The 26,838-nt window shown below is 71.8% G+C and carries 23 protein-coding genes and 2 pseudogenes; 6 read left to right on the top strand and 19 right to left on the bottom strand.

Going from position 1 to position 26,838, the window contains the following annotated elements; genetic code table 11:
- Window positions 1-56 precede the first annotated feature (56 nt).
- From AB0H52_RS02660 to AB0H52_RS02680, 5 genes are all read right to left on the bottom strand, one after another.
- Window positions 57-1,169: a branched-chain amino acid ABC transporter permease gene (locus AB0H52_RS02660; protein ID WP_151490394.1), complete on the bottom strand. Its 1,113-nt coding sequence runs from the start codon at window positions 1,167-1,169 to the stop codon at window positions 57-59.
- Complete coding sequence (locus AB0H52_RS02665; RefSeq protein ID WP_151490393.1) at window positions 1,166-2,044, bottom strand: branched-chain amino acid ABC transporter permease; 879 nt, start codon at window positions 2,042-2,044, stop codon at window positions 1,166-1,168. Before AB0H52_RS02665 ends, AB0H52_RS02660 begins: the two co-directional genes overlap by 4 nt.
- Window positions 2,045-2,074: 30 nt before the next feature.
- Entirely contained in the window at window positions 2,075-2,797 is a 723-nt protein-coding gene (locus AB0H52_RS02670) for an ABC transporter ATP-binding protein (RefSeq protein ID WP_151490392.1), read from the bottom strand.
- Window positions 2,794-3,576 (bottom strand): ATP-binding cassette domain-containing protein, encoded by a 783-nt coding sequence (locus AB0H52_RS02675; protein ID WP_151490391.1) that lies wholly within the window; start codon window positions 3,574-3,576, stop codon window positions 2,794-2,796. The genes AB0H52_RS02670 and AB0H52_RS02675 overlap by 4 nt, the downstream gene beginning before the upstream one ends.
- Before the next feature lie 129 nt (window positions 3,577-3,705).
- Window positions 3,706-4,563, bottom strand: coding sequence for an alpha/beta hydrolase (locus AB0H52_RS02680; protein ID WP_151490406.1), 858 nt, complete (start codon window positions 4,561-4,563; stop codon window positions 3,706-3,708).
- Window positions 4,564-4,769: 206 nt separating this feature from the next.
- On the opposite strand from AB0H52_RS02680, the gene AB0H52_RS02685 reads away from it, so the two are divergent.
- Window positions 4,770-7,031 carry a catalase gene (locus AB0H52_RS02685; protein WP_151490390.1) on the top strand — a complete coding sequence of 754 codons (2,262 nt, stop codon included), beginning with the start codon at window positions 4,770-4,772 and terminating at the stop codon, window positions 7,029-7,031.
- Between the two features lie 119 nt (window positions 7,032-7,150).
- On the opposite strand, the gene AB0H52_RS02690 is transcribed toward AB0H52_RS02685, so the two are convergent.
- The 4 genes and pseudogenes from AB0H52_RS02690 to AB0H52_RS02705 all read right to left on the bottom strand — a co-directional run bounded on the left by AB0H52_RS02690 (window position 7,151) and on the right by AB0H52_RS02705 (window position 9,012).
- The gene (locus AB0H52_RS02690; RefSeq protein ID WP_151490389.1) at window positions 7,151-7,312 is read right to left on the bottom strand and encodes an RICIN domain-containing protein; all 162 of its coding nucleotides are present in this window, start codon (window positions 7,310-7,312) and stop codon (window positions 7,151-7,153) included.
- A 55-nt stretch (window positions 7,313-7,367) separates the two neighbouring features.
- Window positions 7,368-7,466 (bottom strand): annotated as a pseudogene (locus AB0H52_RS02695) (hypothetical protein); the annotation flags it as partial.
- A 229-nt stretch (window positions 7,467-7,695) separates the two neighbouring features.
- Window positions 7,696-7,980, bottom strand: a pseudogene (locus AB0H52_RS02700) (protein kinase); the annotation flags it as partial.
- 156 nt (window positions 7,981-8,136) lie between these two features.
- Window positions 8,137-9,012, bottom strand: coding sequence for an LLM class F420-dependent oxidoreductase (locus tag AB0H52_RS02705; RefSeq protein WP_151490388.1), 876 nt, complete (start codon window positions 9,010-9,012; stop codon window positions 8,137-8,139).
- A gap of 133 nt (window positions 9,013-9,145) precedes the next feature.
- Between AB0H52_RS02705 and AB0H52_RS02710 the strand changes: the two genes are divergently transcribed.
- Genes AB0H52_RS02710 through AB0H52_RS02720 form a run of 3 tightly spaced genes read left to right on the top strand, consistent with a single transcriptional unit; the run spans window position 9,146 to window position 12,314 of the window.
- A complete protein-coding gene (locus tag AB0H52_RS02710) occupies window positions 9,146-10,135 on the top strand; it encodes an acyltransferase family protein (RefSeq protein ID WP_225854551.1) in 990 nt (329 codons plus the stop codon).
- A complete protein-coding gene (gene alr / locus AB0H52_RS02715; RefSeq protein WP_357944787.1) occupies window positions 10,132-11,274 on the top strand; it encodes an alanine racemase in 1,143 nt (380 codons plus the stop codon). The genes AB0H52_RS02710 and alr overlap by 4 nt, the downstream gene beginning before the upstream one ends.
- Window positions 11,271-12,314 carry a D-alanine--D-alanine ligase family protein gene (locus tag AB0H52_RS02720; protein WP_357944789.1) on the top strand — a complete coding sequence of 348 codons (1,044 nt, stop codon included), beginning with the start codon at window positions 11,271-11,273 and terminating at the stop codon, window positions 12,312-12,314. The genes alr and AB0H52_RS02720 overlap by 4 nt, the downstream gene beginning before the upstream one ends.
- Before the next feature lie 19 nt (window positions 12,315-12,333).
- Here AB0H52_RS02720 and AB0H52_RS02725 read toward each other — a convergent pair whose 3' ends face one another.
- The 4 genes from AB0H52_RS02725 to AB0H52_RS02740 are packed head-to-tail and all read right to left on the bottom strand — an operon-like array spanning window position 12,334 to window position 15,989.
- Complete coding sequence (locus tag AB0H52_RS02725) at window positions 12,334-12,876, bottom strand: hypothetical protein (protein ID WP_357944792.1); 543 nt, start codon at window positions 12,874-12,876, stop codon at window positions 12,334-12,336.
- Complete coding sequence (locus AB0H52_RS02730) at window positions 12,873-14,321, bottom strand: HAMP domain-containing sensor histidine kinase (RefSeq protein WP_151493194.1); 1,449 nt, start codon at window positions 14,319-14,321, stop codon at window positions 12,873-12,875. The genes AB0H52_RS02725 and AB0H52_RS02730 overlap by 4 nt, the downstream gene beginning before the upstream one ends.
- Window positions 14,318-15,007 (bottom strand): response regulator transcription factor, encoded by a 690-nt coding sequence (locus tag AB0H52_RS02735; protein ID WP_151493195.1) that lies wholly within the window; start codon window positions 15,005-15,007, stop codon window positions 14,318-14,320. The genes AB0H52_RS02730 and AB0H52_RS02735 overlap by 4 nt, the downstream gene beginning before the upstream one ends.
- Window positions 15,008-15,035: 28 nt before the next feature.
- Window positions 15,036-15,989 (bottom strand): phosphatase PAP2 family protein, encoded by a 954-nt coding sequence (locus tag AB0H52_RS02740; RefSeq protein ID WP_192580525.1) that lies wholly within the window; start codon window positions 15,987-15,989, stop codon window positions 15,036-15,038.
- Between the two features lie 296 nt (window positions 15,990-16,285).
- Here AB0H52_RS02740 and AB0H52_RS02745 point away from each other — a divergent pair, with 296 nt between their 5' ends.
- Window positions 16,286-16,792, top strand: coding sequence for a winged helix-turn-helix domain-containing protein (locus AB0H52_RS02745; protein WP_357944796.1), 507 nt, complete (start codon window positions 16,286-16,288; stop codon window positions 16,790-16,792).
- Between the two features lie 69 nt (window positions 16,793-16,861).
- Here the strand turns inward: AB0H52_RS02745 and AB0H52_RS02750 are convergent, their stop codons facing one another.
- Window positions 16,862-21,235 carry a S8 family serine peptidase gene (locus AB0H52_RS02750; RefSeq protein ID WP_357944799.1) on the bottom strand — a complete coding sequence of 1,458 codons (4,374 nt, stop codon included), beginning with the start codon at window positions 21,233-21,235 and terminating at the stop codon, window positions 16,862-16,864.
- 236 nt (window positions 21,236-21,471) lie between these two features.
- On the opposite strand from AB0H52_RS02750, the gene AB0H52_RS02755 reads away from it, so the two are divergent.
- Window positions 21,472-22,047 carry a winged helix-turn-helix domain-containing protein gene (locus AB0H52_RS02755; RefSeq protein ID WP_357944802.1) on the top strand — a complete coding sequence of 192 codons (576 nt, stop codon included), beginning with the start codon at window positions 21,472-21,474 and terminating at the stop codon, window positions 22,045-22,047.
- Window positions 22,048-22,057: 10 nt separating this feature from the next.
- Here AB0H52_RS02755 and AB0H52_RS02760 read toward each other — a convergent pair whose 3' ends face one another.
- The 5 genes from AB0H52_RS02760 to AB0H52_RS02780 all read right to left on the bottom strand — a co-directional run.
- Window positions 22,058-22,933, bottom strand: a complete 876-nt coding sequence (locus AB0H52_RS02760; protein WP_357944805.1) for an MFS transporter — start codon at window positions 22,931-22,933, stop codon at window positions 22,058-22,060.
- Window positions 22,909-23,343: an MFS transporter gene (locus AB0H52_RS02765; RefSeq protein WP_357944808.1), complete on the bottom strand. Its 435-nt coding sequence runs from the start codon at window positions 23,341-23,343 to the stop codon at window positions 22,909-22,911. The genes AB0H52_RS02760 and AB0H52_RS02765 overlap by 25 nt, the downstream gene beginning before the upstream one ends.
- Window positions 23,344-23,393: 50 nt before the next feature.
- Window positions 23,394-24,476 (bottom strand): NrfD/PsrC family molybdoenzyme membrane anchor subunit, encoded by a 1,083-nt coding sequence (gene nrfD, locus AB0H52_RS02770; protein ID WP_151491429.1) that lies wholly within the window; start codon window positions 24,474-24,476, stop codon window positions 23,394-23,396.
- A complete protein-coding gene (locus AB0H52_RS02775) occupies window positions 24,473-25,516 on the bottom strand; it encodes a 4Fe-4S dicluster domain-containing protein (protein ID WP_357944811.1) in 1,044 nt (347 codons plus the stop codon). The genes nrfD and AB0H52_RS02775 overlap by 4 nt, the downstream gene beginning before the upstream one ends.
- Window positions 25,517-25,519: 3 nt before the next feature.
- Window positions 25,520-26,838 (bottom strand): molybdopterin dinucleotide binding domain-containing protein (locus AB0H52_RS02780; protein ID WP_357944814.1); only part of this gene is annotated, 1,319 nt, incomplete at its 5' end.

Consider the following 26,838-nt stretch of genomic DNA (forward strand, 5'->3'; position numbering starts at 1 on the left):
ACTGTCGGGAACGGTGTGGTGGTGGGGCGCCCGGCCGAGGCCGGACCGAGGACAGCTCAGGAACGCCGGGCCGACCATCGGGCCGACAGCGCCCGGCCGAGACGCGACAGCAGACCCTGCACACCGCCGGGGGCGGCGATCATGACGACGATCAGGGTGAGTCCGAAGATCGCCAGCGGGAGGTTGCCCTCCAGCCGCTGCGCCACCGCGGGCGAGAGGGTGAGCAGCTCGGTGAGCGAGTGGGTGAGATCGGGCAGGGCCACGAGCAGCACGGCCCCCCACAACGCCCCGGTGAGCCGACCCAACCCACCGATCACCACGGCCATCAGCAGGAACAGCGACAGGGTCAGCGAGAACGCGCCGGGCGAGACGCTCTGCGCGAGCACCGCCAGCAGCGCGCCGCCGAGCCCGGCGGTGGCGGCGCTGACCACGAACGCGAGGACCTGGGTGCGGGCCACGTGGATGCCGGCGAGGCGCGCCGCCACCTCGTCGTCGCGGACCGCCCGGAACGTGCGCCCGTACCGGCTGCGGATCAGGTTCGCCAGCAGCAGCATCGCGAGCAGGGTGGCCGCGCCGGTGACCCAGAGCTGCCAGCGCTCATAGGGGAAGTACGGGCCGAGCGCCAGCGGCGGTGGCTCCACCGGCACCGACAGCCCCTGCTCACCGTTGAACACGCCGTCGAAGGTGACGGCCAGCGCCGGCACGACCACGGCCACGGCGAGGGTGACCCCGGCCAGGTAGGGGCCGCGCAGTCGAGCCGCCGCCACACCGACCACCGCACCGACCGCGACCGTGCTGACGATCGCCGCGCCGAGCGAGAGCGGCAGGAGCCAGCCGCCGGTCATCCCCCGGTCGGCGAAGGCGTTCTGGCACAGCGCCACCGTGTACGCCCCGGTGGCCATCAACGCGCCGTGCCCGAGCGAGAGCTGGCCGTTGAGCCCGGTGAGGACGGTCAACCCGGCGGTCGCGCAGAGGTAGGCGGCCACCGTGGCCAGCTGGAAGTTGCGGAACGGCTCGACGGTGTAGCTGACCGCCACCAGCAGCAGCCCGACGACGAGCACGACGGCGAGGTGACGCAGCAGGGTGGAGCCGCGTCGCCGGTCGACCGGTCGGTCACCCGTGGCGGCCGGCCGGTTCTTCGGCGGCAGGACCGCCCCGGTGGCGCTCACACCCGCCTCGCCGCGACCGGGGCGAACAGCCCGCCGGGCCGGACCAGCAGCACCGCCAGCAGCAGGACCAGCACCGCCAGGGGGGTGAGGTCGCTGCCGGCGTAGCCGCTGACGTACGAGAGCAGCAGGCCCACCACCAGACCGCCGACCACCGCCCCTGGTGGGCTGTCCAGCCCGCCGACCACCGCCGCGGTGAACGCCGAGACGAAGACCAGGTCCATGGCGTGCGGATGCAGCCCCAGCTCGGTCGGGATGACCAGCATGGCGGCCAGCGCGCCGACACCGGAGGCGAGCGCCCAGCCGAGCGTCAACATCCCACCGACGTTGACCCCGAGCAGACGGGACACCTCGGGCGCGAAGGCCGCCGCGCGCATCCGCAGGCCGACCGGGGTACGGGCGAACATCCAGGCCAGGCCGCTGACCACCACACCGATCGTGGCGAAGACGAACAGGTCGTACGGCGACAGCACCGCGACGCCGCCCACGGTGAGGGCGGATCTGCCGAACGGTGCCTCGGCGGGACGGAACTCGTTGCCGTACACCATGCCCAGGACGGCCTGGATCAGCAGCACCAGCCCGAGCGCGACGATCACCGGGTTGAGTGGCGAGGCGTGGTCGACGTGGCGCATCACGACGCGGTCCACCACCGCGCCCAGCAGCAGCCCGGCGACGATCGCCACGCCGAAGCCCAACCAGTACGAGCCGGTCGCCGCGGACACCGAGTAGGCGACGTACGCGGCGGCGACGGCCATCGCCCCCTGGGCGAAGTTGACGACCCGCGCCGCCCGCCAGATGAGCACCAGGGCCAGCGCGAACGCGGCGTACACCGCGCCCCGGGACAGGCCGTCGACGGTGAGGAAGACGAAGCGGTCCAACAGTCCTCCCTCCGGGGGACGAGGTGGTGGTCAGAAACCGAGGTACGCGTGGCGCAGGTCGACGTCGTCGCGCAGCCTGGCGGCCGGTGCGGCGATCACGACCTGGCCGAGGGACATCACGACGCCCTGGTCGGCGACGGCGAGCGCGCTGCGCACGTTCTGTTCGACCAGCAGCACGGTCAGGCCGGTCCGGTCGCGCAACTGGCGCAGCAGGGCCATCGTCCGGGCGACCACCCGGGGCGCCAGGCCGAGCGACGGCTCGTCGAGCAGCAGCAGTCGGGGCCGACCGACCAGTGCCCGACCCAGCGCGAGCATCTGCCGCTCGCCGCCGGAGAGCTGGTGACCGAGGTGCCGGCGGCGGCGGGCGAGCGGCTCGAACAGCTCGTAGACCTCGTCGAGGGCGCGGCCCGCGTCGGCCCGGTCACGCCGCCACAACCCGCCGAGGCGCAGGTTCTCGTCGACGGTCAGCTCGCTGATCACGCCCCGCCCCTCCGGCACGTGCGCCATGCCCCGCCGGACGAGCTGCTCCACCGGCGTACCGCGCAGGTCCTCCCCGGCGAGGACGACCTGGCCGGCGGCCGGGCGGATCATGCCGGACAGCGCCCGCAGCAGGGTGGTCTTGCCCGCGCCGTTGGCGCCGACGACGGCGGCGATCGTGCCCGCCGCGACGGTGAGGTCGACGGCCCGCAGCACGGGCGCAGCCCCGTAGCCGGCCACCAGACCACGCACCACGAGCAGGTCCGGTGCGCTCATGAGGCTTCCTCGAGCGTGGCGCCGAGATAGGCGTCGGTGACCGCCGGGTCGTCGCGGATCTCCTCCGGCGTGCCGGCGGCGATCACCCGACCGAAGTCGAGCACGACGAGGTCGTCGCAGACGGCCATCACCAGGTCCATGTGGTGCTCGACCAGCAGCACCGCGCAGGGATCGGTGTCCCGACGGGGCAACTCGCGGACCAGCTCGGCCAGCTCGTCGATGTCGTCGCCGCCGAGGCCACCGGCAGGCTCGTCGAGCAGCAGCAGCCGGGGCCGCGCGGCGAGCGCGCGGGCCAGGGCGACCCGCTGGCGTACGGCGAAGGGCAGCGTGCCCGGCGCGGCCTCGGCGTGCTGGGCGATGCCGAGATCGTCGAGGATGTCCAGGGCCTGCCGGCGCAGCCGCCGTTCGTCGCGGTCACTGGCGGGCAGGCCGAACAGCGCCGTGGCGAAGCCGGCCCGCGCGGTGTGTGAGGCGCCGGTCAGCACGTTCTCCAGCACGGTGAGCCCGGCGAAGAGCCCGGTCCCCTGCAGGGTCCGGGCGATGCCGAGCCGGGTCAGCTGGTGCGGCCGTGGCCGCAGCGGCCGGCCGTCGAGGGTGAGCGAACCCGTGTGCGGTGCGACGAATCCGCAGATCACGTTGAACAGCGTGGTCTTGCCGGCGCCGTTGGGCCCGATCACGCCCACCACCCGGTTGGGTGGCACCCGCAGGGAGACGTCGTCGAGGGCGGTGAGGCCGCCGAAACGGACGCCGATGTGGTGCAGTTCGAGGCCGCGCTCCATCACCCATCCCTCTGCCGTGGCGGGTGTTATTTACACTCGCAGTGTACGTTTCTCGGGTACGGCGTCAAGACCTTCGATGATCCGACGCGGACGGGGCGGCCGCCGTCGGCGACCGCCCCGGATCCCCGCTCAGGCGCTGGGGCAGGTGTTGCGGTACTCCTCGATCTGCGAGCCACTCGGCCCGGGGCAGAGGAACTGCTCGTAGCGGGTGTCGTCGTCGACGAAGCGCTTCAGCCAGGCCACCATCTGCCGCGCGGTCGGCGTGTTCACCGTCTGCGGGAAGAAGTGGCTCGCGCCGTTCAGCTCCAGGTACGCCTTCTCGGAGGAGGACGGGATGCTGGTGTAGAACGGCACCGAATGCGACGCGACCGGAGCGACGGTGTCGCTCTCGCCACCGATGATCAGTGTCGGCACCCGCACCTCGGACCAGCTCTTGTCCAGGTTCCACGGCGCCAACGGCACCGCCGCCTGCAACGACGGTCGAGCCGAGGCCGCCTCCAGGCTGCCCCCGCCACCCATCGAGTGGCCGGCCACGGCGAGCCGACTGCTGTCGATCCGGCTGCGCACCGAACTGCGCTCGGTGAGGTAGTCCAGCGCGGCGAGCAGCTGCCGGCCCCGGCTGTCCGGCTGGTCCAACCGGGTGTTGGTCTCGATGCCGATCACCACGAAACCGTGCGAGGCGATCCGCGGTCCGAGCCAGCTGATGCTCGACCAGGCGGCGGTATAGCCGGGCGAGATGGCGATGGCGCCGAAGGTGCCCTCGCTGGTGCTGGTCGGGTAGTAGATGACGCCGCCGCCGAAGCCGGTGACGCTGAGCGACGAGACACTCTGCGAGGCGGTGGCGAAGGGACCGCGACTGGCCTCCAGGATCGCGGTGGTCGGGGCGGGACCACGCTCGTACGGGCCGGCGGCCTGCGCGACGCCGGACGGACCGGCCAGGACGGCTCCGGCGACCAGTACGGCGGCCAGCCCGAGCCGGGCGGCCATGGAACGGGGACGGGTGGTGGTTGGTGACGACACGTCGGGCACTCCCTAGAGTCGAGGGATATCGACGTGCGTCAGTTTTGACCGCGCCGCCGGGCCACGCATCGGTGAAATCACCAGTCCTGCGGCATCGATTGTGTTTTGACCCTCTGACCAGGGGTAGCAGGGCTCTCGCCTGCTCGTAAGCGCTCCATGGAGGGGTACGTCCAGTGGATTCCAGCAAGCCCGCCGAGGCGGTCAAGAACGCCGTGAAGACAGCCTCAGACAAGTTCGCCGACGCCCTCACGCCGGACGTCCCGGGCGCGCCCGGCAGCGCGCCCCCGACGATCGAGGAGCCGACAACCCCGCACGACCCGCTGCCGCCCAAGCCGGAACAGGGCGCACCGCAGACCCGTACGCCCACCGGTGCCGAGACCGGCGCGCCGGCGACCGCGAACGGCCAGCAGGGCGCCTACCTGACCACCGCCAACGGGGCGCGACTGCGCGACACCGACCACTCGCTCAAGGCCGGACCCCGCGGCCCGGTCCTGCTCCAGGACCACCACCTACGCGAGAAGATCACGCACTTCGACCACGAGCGCATTCCGGAGCGCGTGGTGCACGCGCGCGGCGCCGGCGCGCACGGCGTGTTCACCGCCTACGGCACCGCCGAGGCGGTCACCCGGGCCGGCTTCCTGAAGAAGGGCCGGGAGACGGAGGTCTTCGTACGGTTCTCCACCGTCCTCGGCTCGCGCGGGTCGGCCGACACGGTCCGCGACACCCGTGGCTTCGCGACGAAGTTCTACACCGACGAGGGCACCTTCGACCTGGTCGGCAACAACATGCCGGTCTTCTTCATCCAGGATGCGATCAAGTTCCCCGACATCATCCACGCCGGCAAGCCGCACCCCGACCGCGAGATCCCCCAGGCGCAGAGCGCCCACGACACCTTCTGGGACTTCGTCTCCCTGCACACCGAGGCGCAGCACCACACCATCTGGAACATGTCCGACCGGGGCATCCCGCGCTCGTACCGGACGATGGAGGGCTTCGGCGTGCACACCTTCCGCCTCGTCAACGAGGCCGGGGAGACGGCGCTGGCCAAGTTCCACTGGAAGCCGAAGCTCGGCGTGCACTCCCTGACCTGGGAGGAGGCGCAGATGCTCAGCGGCATGGACCCGGACTTCCACCGACGCGACCTCTACGACGCGATCGAGGCCGGCGCGTTCCCGGAGTGGGAGCTGGGCATCCAGGTCTTCCCCGACACCCCCGAGGAGACCTTCGCCGGCATCGACCTGCTGGACCCGACGAAGATCGTGCCGGAGGAGTTGGCGGAGGTCCAGCCGATCGGACGGCTCGTCCTCAACCGCACGCCGACGAACTTCTTCGCCGAGACCGAGCAGGTCGCCTTCCACCTGGGCCACCTGCCGCCGGGCATCGACGTCACGAACGACCCGCTGCTGCAGGGCCGGCTCTTCTCGTACGTCGACACGCAGCTCACCCGGCTGGGCGGCCCCAACTTCTCGCAGATCCCGATCAACCGCCCGCACGCGGCGGTGAACGACATGCTGCGCGACGGCTTCCACCAGCAGGCCGTGCACGCGGGCGTGGCACCGTACCGGCCGAACTCGCTCGACGGTGGCAACCCGCTGCCCGCCGGCGACGCCGAGGACGCGTTCCTCGACGTGCCGGTGACGGTGGCGCAGGCGCCCAAGGTCCGTGCCAACCCGGCCTCCTTCGACGACCACTACAGCCAGGTCCGCCTGTTCTGGCTGAGCATGTCGCCGGTCGAGCAGGAGCACATCATCCGTGCCTACACCTTCGAGCTGGGCAAGTGTTACCACCAGGCGATCAAGGAACGCCAGCTGCAGAGCCTCGCCAACATCGACCCGGTGCTGTGCGCGCAGGTCGCCACCGGCCTGGGTCTGCCCGCGCCGCAGCCGACCGTGCCGCTCGCCGACGTCACGCCCAGCCCCGCGCTGTCGCAGGTCGGTCAGGAGTGGCCCACCGACGGCCGTACCGTCGGCATCGTCGTCGACCCCGACGGTGACCTGGACGGGGTCGACCACGTCCGCCGGGCCGTGTTCGAGGCCGGCATGGTGCCGCTGCTGATCGCCCCGCACGGCGGCATGGTCGGTGACCTGCCGGTGCAGCGCACCTTCGCCACCGGACGGTCGGTCGAGTTCGACGCGCTCCTGCTGGCCGGGGCGCCGGCGCCCGCGCCGGACGCGATGCCGGCCCGGGACGCCAAGGCGGGCCGCCCGGGCCCGTCGACCGTGGATCCGCGCGTGCTGCTCCTCGTCGAGGAGTGCTGGCGCCACGTCAAGGCGATCGGCGCCTGGGGCGGCGGCGTCACCGTGCTGGAGCAGGCCGGAGTGGTCGGCACGCCCGGCATCGTCACGGCGGATTCCGGCGCCGAGACCCTGACGGCGGTGCGGGAGCTGATGGCCGCGCACCGGGTGTGGGAACGGTTCCCCGCCTCGGTGGCCTGACCCCGTCGACCGTTGGCGAGGGCTGACCTCCACCACTGGTGGAGGTCAGCCCTCGCCCGCTGTCAGCGCCGCGTCCACCGCAGATGAGACGTGCCGGGGGTGCAGCCGCGCTGTTCGAGCTACGCGCCGTTCGCGGTGCTCTGGCCGACCGTGCCCAGGCACAGTCCGCTGTGCGCGTTGACCAGTTGCCGACCCTCGCTCAGGGTGAACCGCTGCGCGGGGGTCGTGTTGCAGGTGGTGAGCTGGATCGCCGCTCCGGCGTCGCTGGACGCACCGAGCAACGTCCAGACAGCGGCCGCCCAACTGCACGCTGCCGTCCGGCCGCATCGTCCAGAGCTGGTTGCGGGCGCGGTCGTCCCGGCAGTCGAAGAGTCGCGGCCGGACGGGGTCCGGTGAGTCCGGTGCCGTGATGTCCAGGCACCGGTTGCTCGCCATCCCGACGAGCCGCGAGCGGACCGCACGGGTGGAGCGCCCGGCGTGGGCGAGACGCTGGGGTCGGGCCTGGCGGACGGGGTGGCCCCGCCCGCCGCCGACGCCGGCCGGAAGCCGGAGGTGATGTCCTGGAACGCGTCCGCGTCCCAGGCGGCCTCGGGCGTCGACCAGACGATGGCGCAGCCCTTCCGCTTCGCCGTCGTGAAGGTGCGCTGGCGGGCGTGCATCGCCGCACGTACTCCATCACGATCTGCGGGTCGCCATCGGCGCCCAGCAACACGTCGAAGACCCGCACGACGTTGACGTGGTCGAGTCGCGCGATCGCCCGCGCCTCCCGAAGCGAGCGGATCCGCAATTCCTGCCGAGCCTCGTCGGTCAGCCCGGGCGGTGGAACGATTTCCTTGATGGCGACGTCGCACTGAAGCATTCGGTCGCGGGCTTTCCACACCCGACCCATTCCACCCTGGCCGAGCAACTCCAAGACTTCATACCGATCGGTAACAAGAAGTGGTGACATCTGCGGCACCCGGCCCGCCGGGAAAACAATTCCCGGCGGGCACCGCAACACTTTGTGTGACCCTCACCATCGCCGGCGGAAACGGTGGTACACACCAGCAATTCCACCGGGAATTGGCCGGCCGTTCACGATGGACGGCCCGGGCGCCCGGTGGTGTCAGCCGATGTCGGCCAACCGGGGCAGCACCTCGGCACCGAGCCGCTGGGCGAACTCCACCGGATCCCGATCCGGCGTGACCTGCACCTCGCTGACACCGAGCGCGGCGTAGTCGGACACCTCGGCGAGGAACCCGTCCAGATCCTCCAGTGGCGGCCGGGCGGCCAGCACCGTCTTCTCGATGCTGTCGTAGTCGCGGCCCTCGGCGGCGCAGTGCCCGCGCAGCACGTCCAACTTGTGCGCCACCCCGTCGGCGCCCTGGTCCCTACCGAACAGGTTGCAGGCGTCGGCGTACCGGGCCACCAGCAGCAGGGTCTTCTTCTCGCCGCCACCCCCGATCATGATGGGCGGGTGCGGGCGGCTCAGCGGCTGCGGCGAGTTGATGGTCTCGGCGAGCTGGTAGTGCCGTCCGTTGAACGGACCGTCGTCGTCACTCCACATCTGCCGGCAGATGCGCAGCGTCTCCTCCAGCCGCTCGAACCGCTCGGCCACCGGCACCACGGGCACGCCCAGCCCGAGCTGTTCCCGCTCGTACCAGGATGCGCCGATACCGAGGCGGGCCCGGCCGCCGGACAGCACGTCGAGGGTCGTCACGGTCTTGGCGAGCAACCCCGGATACCGGTACATCACGCCGGTGACCAGCACACCCAGCGTCATCCGCTGCGTCCTCGCGGCCACGTAGCCCAGCGTGGTGTACGCCTCCAGCATCGGCTCCTCGGCCGCGAACACCGCATCCATCTGGAAGAAGTGGTCCATCACCGTGAACGACGCGACGCCGGCCTGCTCGGCGATGGTGGCGGTCTCCGCCAGGGTCGGTGCGATCGCCGCCGGCTGCGCCGGGACGGAGTAGTTCCAGTAGTGCAACCCGAGCTTCATGTTCGGCACCTCCGGGTCGAGCCTAGTGGACCCGCGCGGATGGTGATCAGCATCGCCACGGCGGCCGACTCCATTACCGGTTCATGACAATTCGTGGATCACGCGCGGATATCCGGCTGGCACCTTCGGCTGCGTGACCCGACAGCTGTCTCCCACCGCACCCCGGCCCGCCGCCGTCGCGCCGCGCGTCCGGCCCGGCCACCGGCAACCGAGCGGGACCGCCGACGCCGCCGCGGGTCGGTCGCACCGGGCGGAGTGGGCCGACGCCGCGAAGGGCGTCTGCGTCATCCTCGTCGTCGGGTGGCACGTCGTCGTCAAGGACTACCTGCAGATCGACTGGCACGTCGGCGTGCCGGTGCCGGGCCTGTGGGGAACGCTCGGCGAGCAGTTCCTGCCGCTGCGGATGCCGCTGTTCTTCACCATCTCCGGCGTCTTCGCGGCGAACGCCGCCCAGCGGCCGTGGCGGGTCGTCGCACGCAGCCGCATCGCCGGGTTCCTCTACCTGTACATCGTCTGGCTGCTGATCCACACCGCGATCCTCGCCGCCGCCCCGGATCTGCCGACCGACCGCGCCACCTCGCCCGCCGGCCTGCTGGAGCAGTTGACTGTCACCCCGTCCAACCTCTGGTACCTGTACGCCCTGGCGCTGTACTTCACGATCGCCAAGGCGACCCTCCGGGTGCCCCGGGCGCTGGTCCTCGTGCCCGCCGCGGCGCTGTCCGCGGTCGCCGCCGCCGGCCTGCTCGACACGCCGGGCAACCGCGCCGGCGTCTACCAGAACCTGGTCTTCTTCCTCGCCGGCCTGTACCTGCGACCGCAGGTGCACCGGTGGGCGGACACCGCCAGCCGACGCCGTCTCCTGCTGACCTCGAGCGGCTACGTTCTCGCGCTCACCACGATGGCGGTGCTCGGCGCCCAGCTGGCCCTGCTGCACCAGGTGCTGGTCGTACCGGTCTCCGGGCTGGAACGGCCCGCCCAGGACCTGCTCGTCCTCGGTTACCCGATCCTGCTGACCGGGCTGGTGATCGGGCTGAGCCTGGGCATCCACCGCGCGCTGCTGGCGGTGCGCGCACGCTGGCTGTTCGCGCTGCCCCACGCCCGCCGGGCGGGAGCGGCCGGATGAGCACGCTGGCCGAGGCGACGGTCGACCACGGGGCCATCGCCGGCAACGTGCGGACGATCGCGTCGGTCACCGGCACCGACCTGATGGCCGTGGTGAAGGCCGACGGGTTCGGCCACGGCGCGGTGCAGGTGGCTTACGCGGCGCTGCGGGCCGGCGCCCGCTGGCTGGGGGTGACCTCGACGGCCGAGGCGTTGGCCCTGCGCGACGCGGGCGTGACCGCGCCCACGCTGAGTTGGCTGCACCGCCCGACCGACGACTTCGGCGCCTTGATCAACGCCGGCGTCGACGTCGGCGTGTCCACGACGACGCACCTGCACGCGATCGCCGACGCCGCCCGCCTGCTCGGCGTACCGGCGGTGGTGCAGCTCAAGGCGGACACCGGGTTGTCCCGCAACGGGGCCGCCGGGGACGACTGGACCGAGTTGGTCGGCTGGGCCGGCAAGTACGAGCGGGAGGGCGGGATCCGGGTGCGGGGTGTGTGGTCCCACCTCGCCGACGCGGACCTGCCGGGCGCGCCCGCCGTGGACCGGCAGGTGGTGGCCTTCGAGGAGGCGCTGCGGGTGGCCCGCCGCGCCGGCCTCGACCCCGACCTGGTCCACCTCGCCAACTCGGCGGCCGCGCTGTCCGCACCACGGACCCGGTTCGACCTCTGCCGGATCGGGATCGCGCTCTACGGCGTGGACCCGTTCGGCGCGACCGGCCCGGGCGGGTTCGGCCTGCACGCCGCCATGACCCTGCGGACGAGCGTGGTCAACGTGAAGCGGGTACCGGCCGGCACCGGCGTCTCCTACGGGCCCGAGCACGTGACCGACGCGCCGACCACGCTGGCCCTGCTCCCGCTCGGGTACGCCGACGGGGTGCCCCGGGCCAGCGGGGGTCGCGCCTCGGTGTGGCTCGGCGGCCGCCGGTGCCCGGTGGTCGGGCGTATCGCCATGGACCAGTGCGTGGTCGACGTCGGGGACCTCCCCGTGGCGATCGGCGACCCGGTCGTGGTGTTCGGCCCCGCCGAGGGCGACCAGAACCCTCCGACGGTCGGCGAGTGGGCCCGCTGGGCCGACACCAACCCGCACGAGATCTTGACCGGTATCGGGGCCCGGGTGGCCCGCGACCACCTCCACGAAAGGACACGGACGTCATGACGACCCGACTGGCAGTGCTGTACGGCGGGCAGAGCGGCGAGCACGAGGTCTCCCGCCAGTCGGCGGCGAGCATCCTCGCCGCTCTGGACCGCGACAGGTACCAGGTCACCGAGGTGCTCATCGGCCGCGACGGCGGTTGGCACCTCGACGGCCGTCCGACTGCACTCCCCCAGGCGCTGCGTGTGCTGCGCACCCAGGACGTGGTCTTCCCGGCCCTGCACGGCCCGTACGGCGAGGACGGCACCGTGGCGTCGCTGCTGGAGTGGCTCGGCGTGCCGTACGTCGGCAACGGCGTCTTCGCCAGCGCCGCCGGCATGGACAAGGGTGTCACCAAGCGGCTGCTCGCCGTGGAGGGCCTGCGGGTCAGCCCCGGCGTGACCCTGCGCCCCGGCGAGGATCTGGCGCCGGCCGACCGGCGACGGCTGCAACTGCCGGTCTTCGTCAAGCCTGCGCGGGCCGGGTCCAGCCTGGGCGTCGTCAAGGTGGACGACTGGGCGGGAATCACCGCCGCGCTGGAGCAGGCCCGCCAGGTCGACCCGAAGGTGCTCGTCGAGCAGGGTGCGCGGGGACGGGAGATCGACGTGGCCGTCCTCCAGTACCCGGACGGTCGGGTCCAGGCCGGCCCACCGCTGGAGATCCGGGTGACCGGCGCCGGCTTCTTCGACTACGACGCGAAGTACGACGGCGGGGCGGTCTTCCAGATTCCCGCCCCGCTCGACGCGGCGACGACCGAGGTGCTCCAGGACCGGGCGATCCGTGCCTTCCACGCCCTCGACTGTCGTGGGCTGCTGCGCGTCGACTTCTTCCTGCCCGAGCACGGCTCCCGTGAGCCGATCGTGAACGAGGTGAACACCTTCCCCGGGTTCACGGCCGCGTCGCAGTTTCCGCAGATCTGGCAGCAGGCCGGAATCGGGTTCGCCGCGCTGCTGGACATCCTGATCGCCGGTGCGCTGGCGGATCAGGGCCAGGTCCGCCCCGGCTCACTGCCTCGGTCGGCCCGCGCGGTGGACCCGGTGGGCGGGGCCGTCGCGGTCAGGTGACGGGGCAGGGCCGGGCCGGTCAGGTGACGGGGCAGGGCCGGGCCGGGCGGGCGCCGTCCGGCCCGACGATGGTGACCGGGGTGAAGGACTGCGCGGGTCCGGACTGCGCCGCGGCGTCGGCCACCGTGCAGATGATCTGGTCGGCCGCGTTCGCCGACAGCGCGAGCGCGGCGCCCGTCACCGTGACCGTGAGGCCGTCCCGTCCGCCCGTCACCACTGCCGACGAGGCCCCCTCGGGGCCGGGTGGCACCTGCGCCGGAGGGTCCGGAAAGAGACCGGCCGGCACCTCGGAGGTGAACCCGTGGCCGCGTTCCTGCTCGTCCGGACCGGCCGCGAGGATGGCCAGCGCCACGTCGGGCGGAGGGTCCACCTTGAGCCCGCGGACGACCGGCGCGAGCCGCCCGTGCCAGAGCAGGTAGAGCCGGGCGCCCTGGGACGCGCCGCTCTGCGCGGGACGGCCCGTGATGACCGCACTGGGCCGGACGCCGCAGCCCGCCACGAGCAGCGTGAGCAGGAGCCCGCCGGCGAGCAGGGTCCGGGTCAGCACGCGACGGCGGGTCATCGGGCTCCCTCCTCGCCGGCCGCCGCGACCCGGGGCAGCCGGAGCGTGAACACCGCGCCACCGCGCGTGCCGTTGCCGGCCACGAGACTCCCCCGCTGCCGGGCGTTGCGGTGCAGGCGTGCGTTCTCCCACGCGATGGCGAGGCCGAGGCCGCTGCCCTCGGATCGGGTCCGCGCGGTGTCCGCCTTGTAGAAGCGGTCGAAGACGTGCGGCAGCACCTCCCGGTCCAGTCCGGGCCCCTCGTCGCTGACCTCGACGGTGAGCCAGCCCTCGTCCGCGCGCAGGCGCAGGGACACCGGCTCGGCGCCGTGCCGGAATGCGTTGGCCACCAGGTTCGCGACGATCACGTCCAGCCGACGGGGGTCCAGCCGGGCGGCGATGCCCGGCGGCAGGTCGGTCCGGACCCGGCCGACCCAACCCCGCAGCCGCAGGGTCGCGGTCACCGCCGCGGCAACGTCGACGTCGTCGAGGGCGAGCCGCGCCGTGCCCGAGTCGAACCTGCTGACCTCGATGAGGTCGTTGACCAGGTGGGTGAGGCTCTGCGTCTCCTGGCTGACGAGCCGCGCGGCCCGGCCGGCGTCCCCGGGCAGCCGGTCGGCCTCCTCGTCCAGCACGTCGGTGACCGCCGTCATCGCGGCCAGCGGCGTGCGGAGTTCGTGTGACACGTCGGCCACGAAGCGCCGCGCGTCGGCCTCCATCCGGCGCAGTTCACCGACCTGGCGCTCCAGGGTCGCCGCGGTGTCGTTGAAGGTCCGGGCCACGTCGGCCAGCTCGTCGGCGCCCCGGACCGACAGCCGGGTGGTCAGATCACCCTCGCCGAGCCGGCGCGCCGCCCGGCCCAGGTCGCGTATCGGGCGCAGCACGCCCCGGGCGGCCAGCAGGGCCAGCAGGACCGCGAGGACCAGGGAGAGCCCGCCGGTCAGCCAGGCCAGCGTGGCGAGCCGGTCGATGCTCCGCTGCTCGGAGGCCAGGCTGTGCACCGAGTAGACCTCCAGCCCGGACGGCACGGACGAGCCGTTGCTGCGCTCGAGCCCCAACTGGGTGCCGATGAGCAGCACGGGTTGTCCGTCGAACGAGACGCGTTGCCAGGCGATCGAGCCGTCACCGACCGCTTGGCGCAGCTCCGGGGTGAGCAGGTCGGGTGCCTCGCTGCCCTGCGCCTGCATGTCCCGGTAGCGGACCACCGCGTACCCCTCCCGGTCGGAGAGGCGCTCGGCCAAGGTGTCGAGGTCGTCCTGGGTGGGCGGGAGCTGGCGCAGCGGGTAGACCTTGGCGAGCTGGTCGGTCAGCGACAGCACCGCGGCGTCCTGCGCCTGCTGCAGGATGACGGTCCGGGCCTGGAAGTAGCTGCCGCTGGCCACGACCGCCGTGGTGGTGACCCCCAGCAGGGCGAAGGCCAGCAGCAGCCGGACCCGGAGGCCGACGGCCCAGCGCCACGGTGTCACAGCGGCCCGAACCGGTACCCGAAGCCGCGCACGGTCTGGATGAACACCGGCGCGGACGAGTCGTCCTCGATCTTGGCGCGAAGCCGCTGGACGCAGGCGTCCACGAGCCGCGAGTCGCCGAGGTATCCGTGCTCCCACACGGCCTCCAGCAACTGCTGCCGGCTCAGCACCTGACCCGGCGTGTGCGAGAGTTCGAGCAGCAGGCGCAACTCCGTGGGGGCGAGGCCGACCGGCGTCCCGCCCTTGCTGACCACCAGCGCGGCCCGGTCGATGCTCAGGGCCCCGTACTGTTCCAGGCCGGAACGCTCGGCGGTGGCGCGCCGCGACGCGCTGCGGCGCAGCACCGCGCGGATACGCGCCTCGAGCACGCGAGCCTGCACCGGCTTGACCACGTAGTCGTCGGCCCCCGCCTCCAGGCCCGCGACCACGTCCATGTCGTCGTTGCGGGCGGTCAGCATGATGATCGGCAGGTCGCCCAGCTGGCGAATCCGACGGCAGACCTCGAACCCGTCCATCCCGGGCAGCATCAGGTCGAGCACCACGACGTCGGACGAGCCCGCGCGCAGCCGCTCCAGCCCCAGCTCGCCGGTGGCCACGGCCTCCACCGTGTGCCCCTGTCGCGTCAGCGCCAGCTGCAGTCCGTCGCGCACCGTCTGGTGATCTTCGATCAGCAGGACCTGGGACATGTCACCAAGTATCGCATCATGAATGTGTTTAGCCTTTCATCGATCGATCCGGCGGCGGGGTGAAGTCCACCGACCGCACCAGCCACACCACCAACCCCACGGCCAGCATCGTCGACCCGGCCACCGCCAGGATGGCGACCAGCGCCCCGCGGGGCACCGCGGCACTCAGCCCGGGCAGCACCACCAGGAGCACCCACCCCAGCCCGACCAGGCCGATCGCCGCCTCGGCGAGACCACGCCAGGCCGCACCGCCGGCCGTGCGGACGGCGTCCGGAGCCCTCGGCCCGGCGGCACCGGGCCGTCCGGCCAACCCGGCCGCAGCCAGGCAGAACAGCGCCACCCCCAGCAGCACGCCGCCGAGCGCGTCGCTGAACCGGTGCCAGCCCGCGAGCATGGTGGCGGCCGCGACCACCGTGACCCCCGCCGCACCCGGCAGTGCCAGCCAGCGGCGCGCACGGGCGGGCAGGACCAGCATGAACGACAGCAGCAGGGTCGTCGCCACCGCCACGTGACCACTCGGAAAGCTGTTGTGGATGCTCGAACTCTCGACCTGGAGATCCGGGCGTGACAGCGCCGACTTGACCGCCCCGGCGACCACCACCGCACCGAGGACCATGCCCACGCCCACGAGCGCGGCCACCAGTCGCCGCCCGAGGAGACCCAGCAGCAGCACCGCGCCGAGCAGCGCCGCCAGCAGCGCCGGGTCACCGAACGCGGCCAGCACGCTGCGGGCCGGACCGAGCAGGGTGCTCTGCTGCGCGTACCCCCCGCCGCGCTCGGCGCGGGGCAGGAGCAGCCCGTCCAGCCACTGACCGGGGTACGTCCGGACGAACAGCGCGCCGGTGAGGCCGAGGGCGAGCAGGGCTCCGACGCCGGCGCCGAGCAGCCGCAGGCTGGGGGCCAGGGCCGCGTGGGTGGCGGGCAGCGGTCGCGGCGGGCCGGGTGTCGACCGCCCGATGGAGTACGACGATCCGATGGACATGGTGGTCATGCTCGACCCGGCAGGTCCGGGCGCCGTCCGCGGATTGTCTTCGTTCTGTCACAGTTTCCGCGCGACCGCGGAAAACCTCGGGCAGCACGCCGGGCAAAACCGACCAAGTCGGCTCTAACGACTCCGGCGTTTCCCGAGGCAACCATTCACATGCTTACATGCAACTATGTTTAACCCAGCCGAGACGCGCCACCACTAAGGTCAAGACGCTGACCGATCAATAAATCGATCGACGATGCAAAAAAACCATCCGGAGCACGTTGGGGAACCGGAAGGGGTTGGGGGAAATGCGCGGAATTCCGGTCGCCTCCCTGGTCATCGGCATCGCGTCCTCGCCGGCCGAACGCCGACAGTTGGCGCACCTGCTCGGCGGGAGCGACGCCTTCCTGATCGTCTCGACCGTCGACCAGGCACGGGAGTTCCTCGGGGTGGCCGAGATGCCTCCCGTCGCGCCTCCCCCGACCCCGGCGGTCCTCGTCGAGGCGACGCCGGGGCCGCAGCCGCCACCAGCCGACCTGACCATCGACTCCGACCGCCGGGTGGTGCGGTGGCGCGACCAGGAGATCGACCTGACCCGGCTGGAGCACGACGTCCTGCTCTGCCTGGTCCACGCGCCCGGGCAGGTGTGGACCTACGAGCGGCTGCACCTCGAGGTCTGGGGCAACCGGCACCTCGGTCGCGGCTCCGACATGCACTCGGTGGTCCGGCGCGTACGCCGCAAGCTCGCCCGGGTGAACGCGGCCGCGACGATCCACGCCGTGCGCGGCGTCGGCTTCCGGCTCGCTCCCGCCTGAGCGCGGACACGGTCCGGCCCGCCCGGTCGACGACCAGGCGGGCCGGATCGGTGTGCTACCGCTCAGGTGTCAGCACCGGATGGGCGCCAACCCGAAGTTCTCCACCGTGGGCGTGGTGGTGTCGATCCTCGTCTGACGGGTCTGGGGCTTCCAGCCGTCCTTGGCGACGATCATCGTGAGCGGGTTGTTGCGACGGTCCACCCAGTAGGCGTACCTGCCCTGGGCGTCGGTGGCGAAGGTCCACGACATCGCCCACGAGTCGACCTGGACCACCGCGCCGGCGAGCGGCGCGGTCGCACCCTGACAGCTGGTGCCGGTGACCGTACCCATGAGCTTGCCCCAGGTCTTCGGAGGGTTCGCCGTCATGGTGACCTCGACCGGCGTCACCGTGTACGGCGTGTTCTCCTTGATCGCGACCGCGCCGGAGTAGACGCCCGGCTGGTCGACGTTCGCCGTCATCCCGACGGTGACCGTGACCTTCGCGCCCGGAGCGAGGGTGACCTCCGACTTGTCGATCGTCATCCAGCTGACGTCGGCCGCCGCCTCGGCGCAGCCCTCGAAGCCCGGCAGCACCTCGCTGTCCGGCGCCGCGTTGAAGTTGCCGGACGAGCCGCCGATCTTGTAGAAGCCGCACGCCGCACCACCGCGGTAGCGCGCCGTGTTGGCGTTGGGCAGGGTGGACCACGAGCCGGCGGCCGGGTCGAAGGCGAAGCCGGCGTTGCTGATGGCGCCACCCTGCGAACCACCGACGACGAGGAGCTTGCCGCTGGCGACGGCGTACGAGCTGGCCCAGTTGTCGGCCGGCGCGTCCGCGATCGCGGTCCAGGTGTTGGCACCCGGGTCGTAGGCGTAGCTGGACTTCTGCGAGGCGGCGCCGTCGTTGCCGCCGGTGCAGTAGACGATGCCGTCGATCCCGCCGCAGGAGGCGAAGGCCACCGACTTCGGGTAGTTGGCCAGCGTCTCCCAGGTGTCACTGCCCGGGTCGTACCGGACGACGCTGTTGGACATCGGCAGGCAGCCCGAGGTGGTGCAGCCACCGACGGCGTACAACTTGCCGTCGACGACGGCCTGCCCGGCCGCGGCCCGAGGTGCCGGGTTGTCGGCCAGCTCCGTCCAGGTGTTCGCCCCCGGGTCGTACGACCAGGTGGCCGAGTCGGGGCCGGCGTCGGCCCAACCGCCGGTCGCGATGATCTTCCCGTCCACGATGCCCACCGTCAGGGCGTTGCGGGCGCCCGGAAGATCGGCGATCGCCGTCCAGGTCTGGGCGGCCGGGTCGTAGGCGTAGTTCTTCGTGGTGGAGGCGTTGCCGTCGCCACCGCCGATCGAGTACACCTTGCCGTCCAGGCTGACCACCCGGTTGTCCATGATGTTCGACGGGTAGTCGGTGATGTCGGTCCACGGCGCGGCCTGCGGGCCGACACCGGCGGCGGCCGCCGTGGCCGTCTTACCGGACGCCTTGGCGGCGAACGACGTCGCAACGGCGAGCCGCTGCTCCGGCGCGCCGCCGGACCCGAGCACCTGCTGCCGGGTCACTCTGGATCCGTCCGCCCGCAGGAGTTCGAACCCGTTGTCCCGCTCACTGAACTCGACCTCGACCGGTGCGCCGCCGGTGTTGGTCACCGTGAACGTCCTGGTGGCCTTGCCGGTGGGCATCTGGACCGTCGCGCTGAGCTGCGTCGGCGTCACCGACAACCGACCGGCCGCGAGCACGAAGTTCGCGACGGTCGCCCAGTCGGCCTCGACGTCGACCTGCTTGGTCTGGCTGACGTAGGTGCCGGCGGTCGCGGTGAACGGGTGCGTACCGGTCAGCGTGGAGTAGATCCAGTAGAAGCCGTCGGCCAGGCCCGGGTCGTCCGGGGTCGCCACGGTGACGGCCTTCTCGGCGGGCCGATCCTTGCTGGTGACGGTCGCGCCGTTGATGTAGCTGTTGTCGTTCTTGTCGCGGACGTTGCCGACCACCAGCCCGCCGTCGACCGGTACGCAGGTGACCTGGCTGCCGATGAGGACGTTGTCGACCTCCCACCACCACTCGTACGAGGCGTCGTAGTAGTGGAAGCGGACCTGGACCTGCGCCTTGCCGGCGGCCTGCGGGATCGGGATCTCGGTGACCTTCGGCCCCCGCACGTCCGTCTCCTGGCGCAGCACGTTCGTCCAGGTGGCGCCACCGTCGATGCTCAGGTCGACGTCGGCGGTGTCCTCGTCCAGCTGGTTGAAGTCCTGGTTGAACCGGATGACCGGTGCCGTGACGGCGGTCAGGTCGACCACGGGGCTGACCAGCGAGGTGTCCTGGTTGGTGCCCGCACCGTACGCGTCACTGTCGATCATCGCGAAGTTGCCGCTGCCGCCGGTCAGGTTGCCCCGGTCGCCGTCGTCGGTGAACTTCCAGACCTGGCCGCTGCCCGCGTTGTCCACCACCGTCCAGCCGGCCGGTGTGGTCGTGGCGTCGAAGGTCTCGTACTCACCGTCGGACCCGTCGGTGTACCCGGGGGCGGTCGTGCAGCTGGTGGTGTCCACCGGCACGGCGACGTTGGCGGTGACGTTGCCCGTGCCGACCACGACCTGCTTGGTGACGGTCTGGTAGCCGGGGTACTGCGACTCGTACGTCAGGGTGTACGTCTGCCCGGCCGGCAGCTTGATGCTGTAGCGGCCGTTCGACGGAGTGGTGTGGTCGTACACTCCCGAGACGCCCGTCACGGTGACCTTCGCGTACAGCGGCCATCCGTGCCCGGAACCGTCGGTGACCGCGCCGGTGACGTTGACGCTCGGCACGGGTGTCAGCGCGATGGCGAGGGTCGTGGTCGCACCGTCGGTGACGGTGGCCGTCTTCGTCGTGGCGGAGTACCCGAAGGCCGTCACGGCGACCTGGTAGTCACCGGTGGGCAGTCGGGTCGAGAACGTCCCGTCCGCCCCGGTGGTGATCTCCCGCGCGGTCGGGCCGGTGAGCGTCAGCGTCGCACCGGCGATCGGTGCGCCGGTGGCCGCCTCGGTGACCGTGCCGGCCAGGGTGCCGAGGTCAATAGTAGGTGCGGCGTTGAGCAGCGCCAGGGCGTCCAGCCGGCCTTCGCCGTAGACGTTGTTGTCCGCCGCGGTGCCGCCGCACTGGTCGTCGGCCTTGTCGATCGCGGTGCCGTTGAGCAGGGCACGCGTCGCGTTGACGTCACCGACCAGCGACGGGGCCGCCGAGTACAGCAGCGCGATCGCGCCCGCGAGGTGCGGTGCGGCCATCGAGGTGCCACTGGCGGTGGCGTACGAGTTGCCCGGGATGCTCGACCGGACGTTCACGCCCGGTGCCGAGATGTTGGGCTTGATCTCGCCGTTCTGCCCGCTACCCCGGCCGGAGAAGCCGGCGATGGTGTTGTTGATGTCGTACGCGCCGGCCGAGTAGTTGCTGACCAGGCTGCCCGGCGAACCGCTGGTCTGGCAGGCCGGCCCGCTGTTGCCGTTGGCCCAGACACCGAAGATGCCCGACACGGCCCACGCCAGTGTCACATCCTCCATGAAGGGCTCGTTGGACGGATTCAGCGAGCCCCACGAGTTGTTGATGATGTTCGGCCGCTTGCTGGCGTCCGGGTTCTGGCCGTTCAGGTCGGTCGGCTCAAGCATCCACTGGCCGGATTCGATCAGAGCGGCATCGGTGGGGCAGCAGCCGTTCGCCGAGATCCATGTGACGCCGGGCGCGACACCGATCTGGTTCGCACCGCCGTCCGAGCCGGCCATGGTGCCCATGGTGTGCGTGCCGTGTCCATCGTTGTCACAGGGGGCGGCAGGACACGTTCCGGCGGCGTCGAACCAGTTGTAGTTGTGGTCGAACGTGCCGTCGCCGTTGTTGCCGCGGTAGGAGTTCACCAGGGCCGGGTGGTCGTACTGCACACCGCTGTCGATGCTCGCGATGGTGATGCCCTCGCCGGTGGCACCGTACTGGGACCAGACGTCGTCGGCGTTGATGTTGGCGACGCCCCACTCGAGGGCGTTCACGGTCTTCTCGTCGGTGCCCTTGGTCAGCTCGGGCAGTTGGTAGGCGACCGGGGCGTACAGGCCCTCCACCTCGGCGTGGGTGGCGAACTTCTGCGCCATCGCCAACGAGCCGCTGTTCACCTTGATGGCGTTGGTGGCCCAGAAGGTCTGGTATTTCGCACCGGAGCCGTCCAGTTCGGCACGGATCTTGCCCTGGCTCTCGGCGGCGGTCTTGCGCAGCGCGTCCGCGACCGCGCTGCCGCGCTTGGTCCATTCCTTGATGGCGCTGGCCTTGCTCAGGTCGGCGCGGTCCTTGAACCGGATCCAGAAGTCCCCTTCGCTCTTGGCCTGGAGCTGCTTGGCGAGTTCCGGTCGGATCTTGTCCCCCGGAGCGGTGCCCGCCCCCATCCCGCTGGGCGCGGCCTGCGCGCCCGAGCCGATGCTGGCCAGACATGTGGCGGCGAGGATCATCGCCGCGCCGGCGCTCACCACTGATCTGGCTGTGCGTCTCCATTGTGGACGTCTGAACATCGGTGCTGCCTCCCTCAGAACGACCCAGGGTGAAGATGGGCCATGGTGGACCTCCCCATGCACCGCGCGGGTCACGCCGGTTGCCCGAATGGACACTATGATCGAGAAGAAAGGACGATCAAGAACTTGCCGTGAGCAACTTGTCGCTAACGGTTGCCAGGCTGGCGGCGCGCTTGCCAATCATTGTCAAGACCATGACGACGAGAGTCGGGCAGGGATGCCCATCGATCCCGGGCGGTGCTGTGGCCGAGGACGACGAAGCGACGGTGGACGGTGCTGATTCGGCCGACGAGCCGTTCCCCCTGCTGATCGCGGTGACCCCGTCGCCGGCCGAGCGCATCCGGCTCGCCGAGCGCCTCGACGGCATCGCGCCGCTGCTGCTGGTGGCGGACCTCGACGAGCTGCGCCGGCTGATCGCGGCACCGCCGCCACCCGAGGCGGCGACCGAGCCGGTTCCCGTCGCCACGCTGGTGATCGACTCGGCCCGGTCGACCGCACGCTGCGGGACACGCGAGGTCGCCCTGACCCGACTGGAGCACGACCTGCTGACCTGCCTGACGACCGAGCCGGTACGGGTGTGGAGCTATGCCGAGCTGCACCGCTCGGTCTGGCGCGACGAGGGGCGCGAGCGCAAGGCGGACGTCCAGTCACTGGTCAAGCGGCTGCGCCGCAAGCTGCACGATCTCGGCACCGGCGCCACCATCGACGCCGTCCGGGGCGTCGGGCTGCGGTTGACCGACCACCAGCAGGCCCGCGTCGAACGGGCCTGACGCACGCGGTTCAGTGGCCGGTGCCACCGCCCGGTGCCGGGGACGCCCCCGGCTCGGACGGCATCCGGGTGAGCGGCGGCAGGATCAGGGCGATCAGGGCGACGACCGCGATGACCGTGAACGGCAGCGTGTAGCTCTTGCCGCTCGCCTCGTACAGCAGCGACGTGACCAGCGGGCCGACCACGCCGCCGATGCTCCAGGCGACGATCATCGCGCCGTAGATGGCACCGCCGTTCGGGGTGCCGAAGTAGTCGGCCGCGGTGGCGGGCATCGTGCCGAAGCCGCCGCCGTAGGCGAGGTAGACCAGGGCGGCGAGGACCGCGAAGAGCGCCAGCGACGCGGCGTGCGGCAGGATGAAGAAGCAGATCGCCTGGAGCAGCAGCATCCCGAGGAACGCCGGCATCCGCCCGGTGCGATCGGACAGCCACGCCCAGACCACCCGCCCGGCCCCGTTGAACAGGCCGAGGACGCCGACCAGGGTGGCCGCGGTCGCCGCGCTCGCCCCGGTGATGACCTGGGTGGCGTCGGACGCCTGGGAGATCAGCGCGATGCCACACGCGACGTTGACGGCGAGGATGCCGGTGAGCAGGTACCACTGCCGGGTGCGCAGCGCCTCGCGCAGCGTGTAGACCCGGGTGCCGGCGAGGGCCCGGCCGGCGGTCTTCGGGGTGAACCCCGGCACCTGGTACCCCGCCGGCGGGTTGCGGAAGAACGACGCCCCGAGCAGGACCGCGATCAGGTACGCGACGCCCAGCGGAAAGAACACGCTGGTGGGGTCGTCGGTGCCGTTGAGCAGCCGCTTCGCGACCGGCGCGACGATCACGGCGCCGACGCCGAACCCGGCGACGGCGATGCCGGTGATCAGGCCGCGCCGGTCGGGAACCACTTGGCGAGCATCGCGATCGGCGTGATGTAGGCGGCGCCGAGGCCGATCCCACCGAGCACACCGTAGGTGAGCACCAGCAGCCACAGGTCGTCCCCGGACGACGTGAGCGACGCCAGCATGTTGCCGACGGCGTAGAGCACGCCGCCGCCCAACGCGACCGGTCGTGGTCCGCGCCGGTCCTGGATGCGGCCACCGACCAGGCTGCCGATGAAGATCGTGCCGATCGCCACCTCGAACGGCAGCACCGCCTGCCACTTGGCCCAGCCGAACTCCTGCTGCAACGGTGTGTTGAACACGCTCCACGCGTACACCGCGCCGAGCGCGAGCTGGACGAGCACTGCGGCGACGACGAGACCCCATCGACCCCGCGTCGGTGTGGACCGTCCCGGATCAGTTGCGGTGTGTGCCATGAGCTGAGTCCCCCGTCTGTCGGCTCATTGGCTGGCCCCTGCTGGTCGAGCTACGTCCCCTTCTCGGCCGGCGACCGGCCCTGCCTGCTGTCGCGCCGCTCCCGTTGCGGCACGACGGTGTACTTCGGGTCGCGCGCCGATACCGTGCCGGCGTCGAAGATGCCGAACCGGGTGGCGACGGACGACGCCACCAGGGCCGCGCCGGACAGCACCGCCAGGACCCGGCTGCGTCGGCTGAGCAGCGCGCCGACGGTGCCCACTCCGAGCAGCACGTTTCCGGCCCGGACCAGGCGGCCGCTGCGACCCCGCCGGTAGGGCTCACCGGTCAGGCTCGACCGCCCCATCCGGTGACCGCCGACGAACTTGATGGTCGCGGCGGCGACGGTGAGCCGCCGCAGCGGCGCGGTATCCGCGGCGGGTGCCGCGATGAGGCCGACCCCGGCGGCGGCGGCGAGCCCGCTGCCGCCGAAGACGAACGGCAGGAAGGGGTACGCGTCGTGCCAGGCCGGCACGGCGGTGTCGGCGAGCAGCACCCCGGTGTACGTGGCCAACGCCGGGGCGGTGGCCGCCGCGGCCAGGCCGGCGACGTCACCGACGGTCGGTGCCAGCCGCCGGGCGAGGCCGAACACACCGTGCTCGGGCAGCCGCGGCGCGATCTCGGCGATCGCGGCCACACCGGCGGCCGGGCCGAACGCGGTGAGGATCCAGGTGCCCATCGACATCGGCGAGGTCAGCTTGACGACCCGCAGCATGTGGTGGAACCGGTCGGGCCGTCCGAGGTCGTGCACCAGCAGGTACGCGCTGGCGGCGATGCCGCCCAGGGCCGTCCACCGCCCCACCTGGCGTAGCCGGGGCCGTCCGGTGAGTTGGGCGCCCGCCCCGATCATCGCGCCGCCGGCGGCGAGGCCGCCGGTGAACAGGTAACCGGCGATGTCGTGCTTCCAGACCGGCGCCTTGAGAATGGGCCGGCCGTAGTAGGAGGTGAAGTCGGCCGGCGGCACGGTGAGCTGCTCACCGCCGTCACCACGACCCCGACCGCGCTTGCGGTGACGCCGCCCGTCCGGTTGGTCGAGCTGGGCCTGGAAGTCGCGGAACCGGGCGCCGACCGGCTCGTTCGACGGCGAGTCGGTCATGGCCGGCCGCCGAGGAATCCGAACACCGTGGCGGCCGTGATGGCCAGCGCGGCGAGGCCGGCGTGTTTCCACATCTTCGGCAGGTCGCGGGTGGTGACGACCGGGTCGGGTGGCAACCCGTACACCTCGGGCTCGTCGAGCAGCAGGAAGAACGCCCCGTCACCACCCACACCGTCGTCCGGATCATGCCCGTACAACCGCGCCTCCGGCACCCCCCGCTCGTGCAACACCTCCACCCGCGCCGCCGCCCGCTCCCGCAACTCCCGCACCGGCCCGTACTGGATCGACTCCGTCGGACACGCCTGCGCACACGCCGGCGTCATCCCCGCACCCAACCGGTCGTAACACAGCGTGCACTTCCACGCCCGACCATCACCCTTACGCTGATCGATCACCCCGTACGGACACGCCGACACGCAGTACCCACACCCATTACAGATGTCCTCCTGCACCACCACCGTCCCGAACTCCGTCCGGAACAACGACCCCGTCGGACACACATCCAGACACGCCGCGTGCGTGCAGTGCTTACACACATCCGACGCCATCAGCCAGCGGAAATCCGTCCGGCCCTGCGCACCGCTTCCCCGGCCCGGCGGCTGCGTCCCCGGCATCCCGAGGAAATCCGGCCCGGCCGACATGCGCGCCGCCGCGACCGGCGAGCCGGGCGGCAGGCCCGGTTCCGTTCCGGTGTCGGCGCTGGTCCGCGCCCCCACCGCCGCCGTCGCCGGGCTGACCGCCGGCCCGTCCGGGATGCCCTCGAAGGCGGGCGTGGCCCAGCCGACCGGGCGGGGCTGCTCGATGAACGCGACGTGCCGCCACGAGTTCGCGGTCAACGCGCCCGTGTTGTCGTACGACATGCCCAACAGATCCAGACCACTCTGCGGCACACCGTTCCACTCCTTGCACGCCACCTCACACGCCTTACACCCGATACACACACTCGTGTCGGTGAAGAACCCCATCCGCGGCGGCGCGTCCTCGTAACCGGCGTCCGGCGCCGGATCCAGCGGCCCGTACAGGGCATTGGCGTGGGGCATCGGTCAGACCTCCTGGTCGGGGCCGTCGGTCGTGACCTGCGGCGGATAGTGCGGGTTGAGGTCGCCGGACCGCCGCCGGTAGTCGACGACGAGGTCCAGCAGCTGCGGGCCTCTCGGGCGTCGGCCGGATCGGATGTCGCAGGTGCCGACCTTGCTCTCCTGGATGAGCACGTTCGGGTCGAGGCTGATGCCGAACAGGTCGTTGGCCGAGTCGCCGGTCACCAGACCCTCGAAACCGAAGTGGTACGGCAACCACACCTGGTGGATGATCCGGTCGTCGACGCGCAGCGGGGTGAGCCGATCCGTCACCAGCACCTTCGCCTCGATGGCCGCGCGGGCGGTGACCAGGTGCGCCCAGCCCAGGTGGGTGAGCCCGCGTTCGACCGCCAGCTCCGGTGACACCTCGACGAACATCTCCGGTTGCAGCTCAGCGAGGGGCGACACGGTACGGCTCATCCCGCCGGCGGTGTGGTGCTCGGTGAGCCGGCTGACCGTGAACACGTACGGGAACACCTCGCTGTACGGCTCCGGCGGGCTCGGGTTGAGCGTGTTGATCGGATGGGTGTAGACCTTGCGGGTCGGGTTGGCCTGCTGCTGGTAGAGCGGGTTGCGCACCGGCGACTCGACCGGTTCGTAGTGCGACGGCAGCGGGCCGTCGAGCACGCCGGTCGGCGCGTACAGCCAGCCCTTGCCGTCGCCCTGAAGGATGAACGGGTCGTCGCCGGCGATGCCCGCCACTCCCGAGGCGTCCCGGGCCGGCCGGTAGGACGGCGGCTTGTTCTTCTCGAAGTCCGGCACGTCGTAGCCGGTCCACTCCTGCTTGTCCGCGTCCCACCAGACGTAGCGTTTGCGCTCACTCCACGGGTTGCCGTCCGGGTCGGCGGACGCCCGGTTGTAGAGGATGCGGCGGTTCGCCGGCCAGGCCCAGCCCCACTCCGGTGCCACCAGTGACTGCTCCGCGCCGGGTTTGCGGCGGGCCGCCTGGTTGACGCCGTCGGCGTACACCCCGGTGTAGATCCAGCAACCGCCGACGGTCGAGCCGTCGTCCTTCATCTCGGTGAACGACGACAGCGGGCGGCCGGTCGCCACGTCGTACCCGTTGATCTCGCGCAGGACCGACTCGGCGCTCGGCTCCGCGTGCGGACCGTGCGTGGGGTAGTTCCAGTTCAGGTCGAGCAGCGCGCGATCGCGGACCCGGGTCGACGACGCCAGCCGTTCCCGGATGACGCGGCCCAGGTGGTAGAAGAACCACAGCTCGGAGCGGGCGTCGCCCGGGGCGTCGACGGCCTTCTCCCGCCACTGCAACAACCGCTGCGTCTGGG

The organism is Micromonospora sp. NPDC050695 (assembly GCF_040654415.1).
Classification (GTDB): Bacteria; Actinomycetota; Actinomycetes; order Mycobacteriales; family Micromonosporaceae; genus Micromonospora.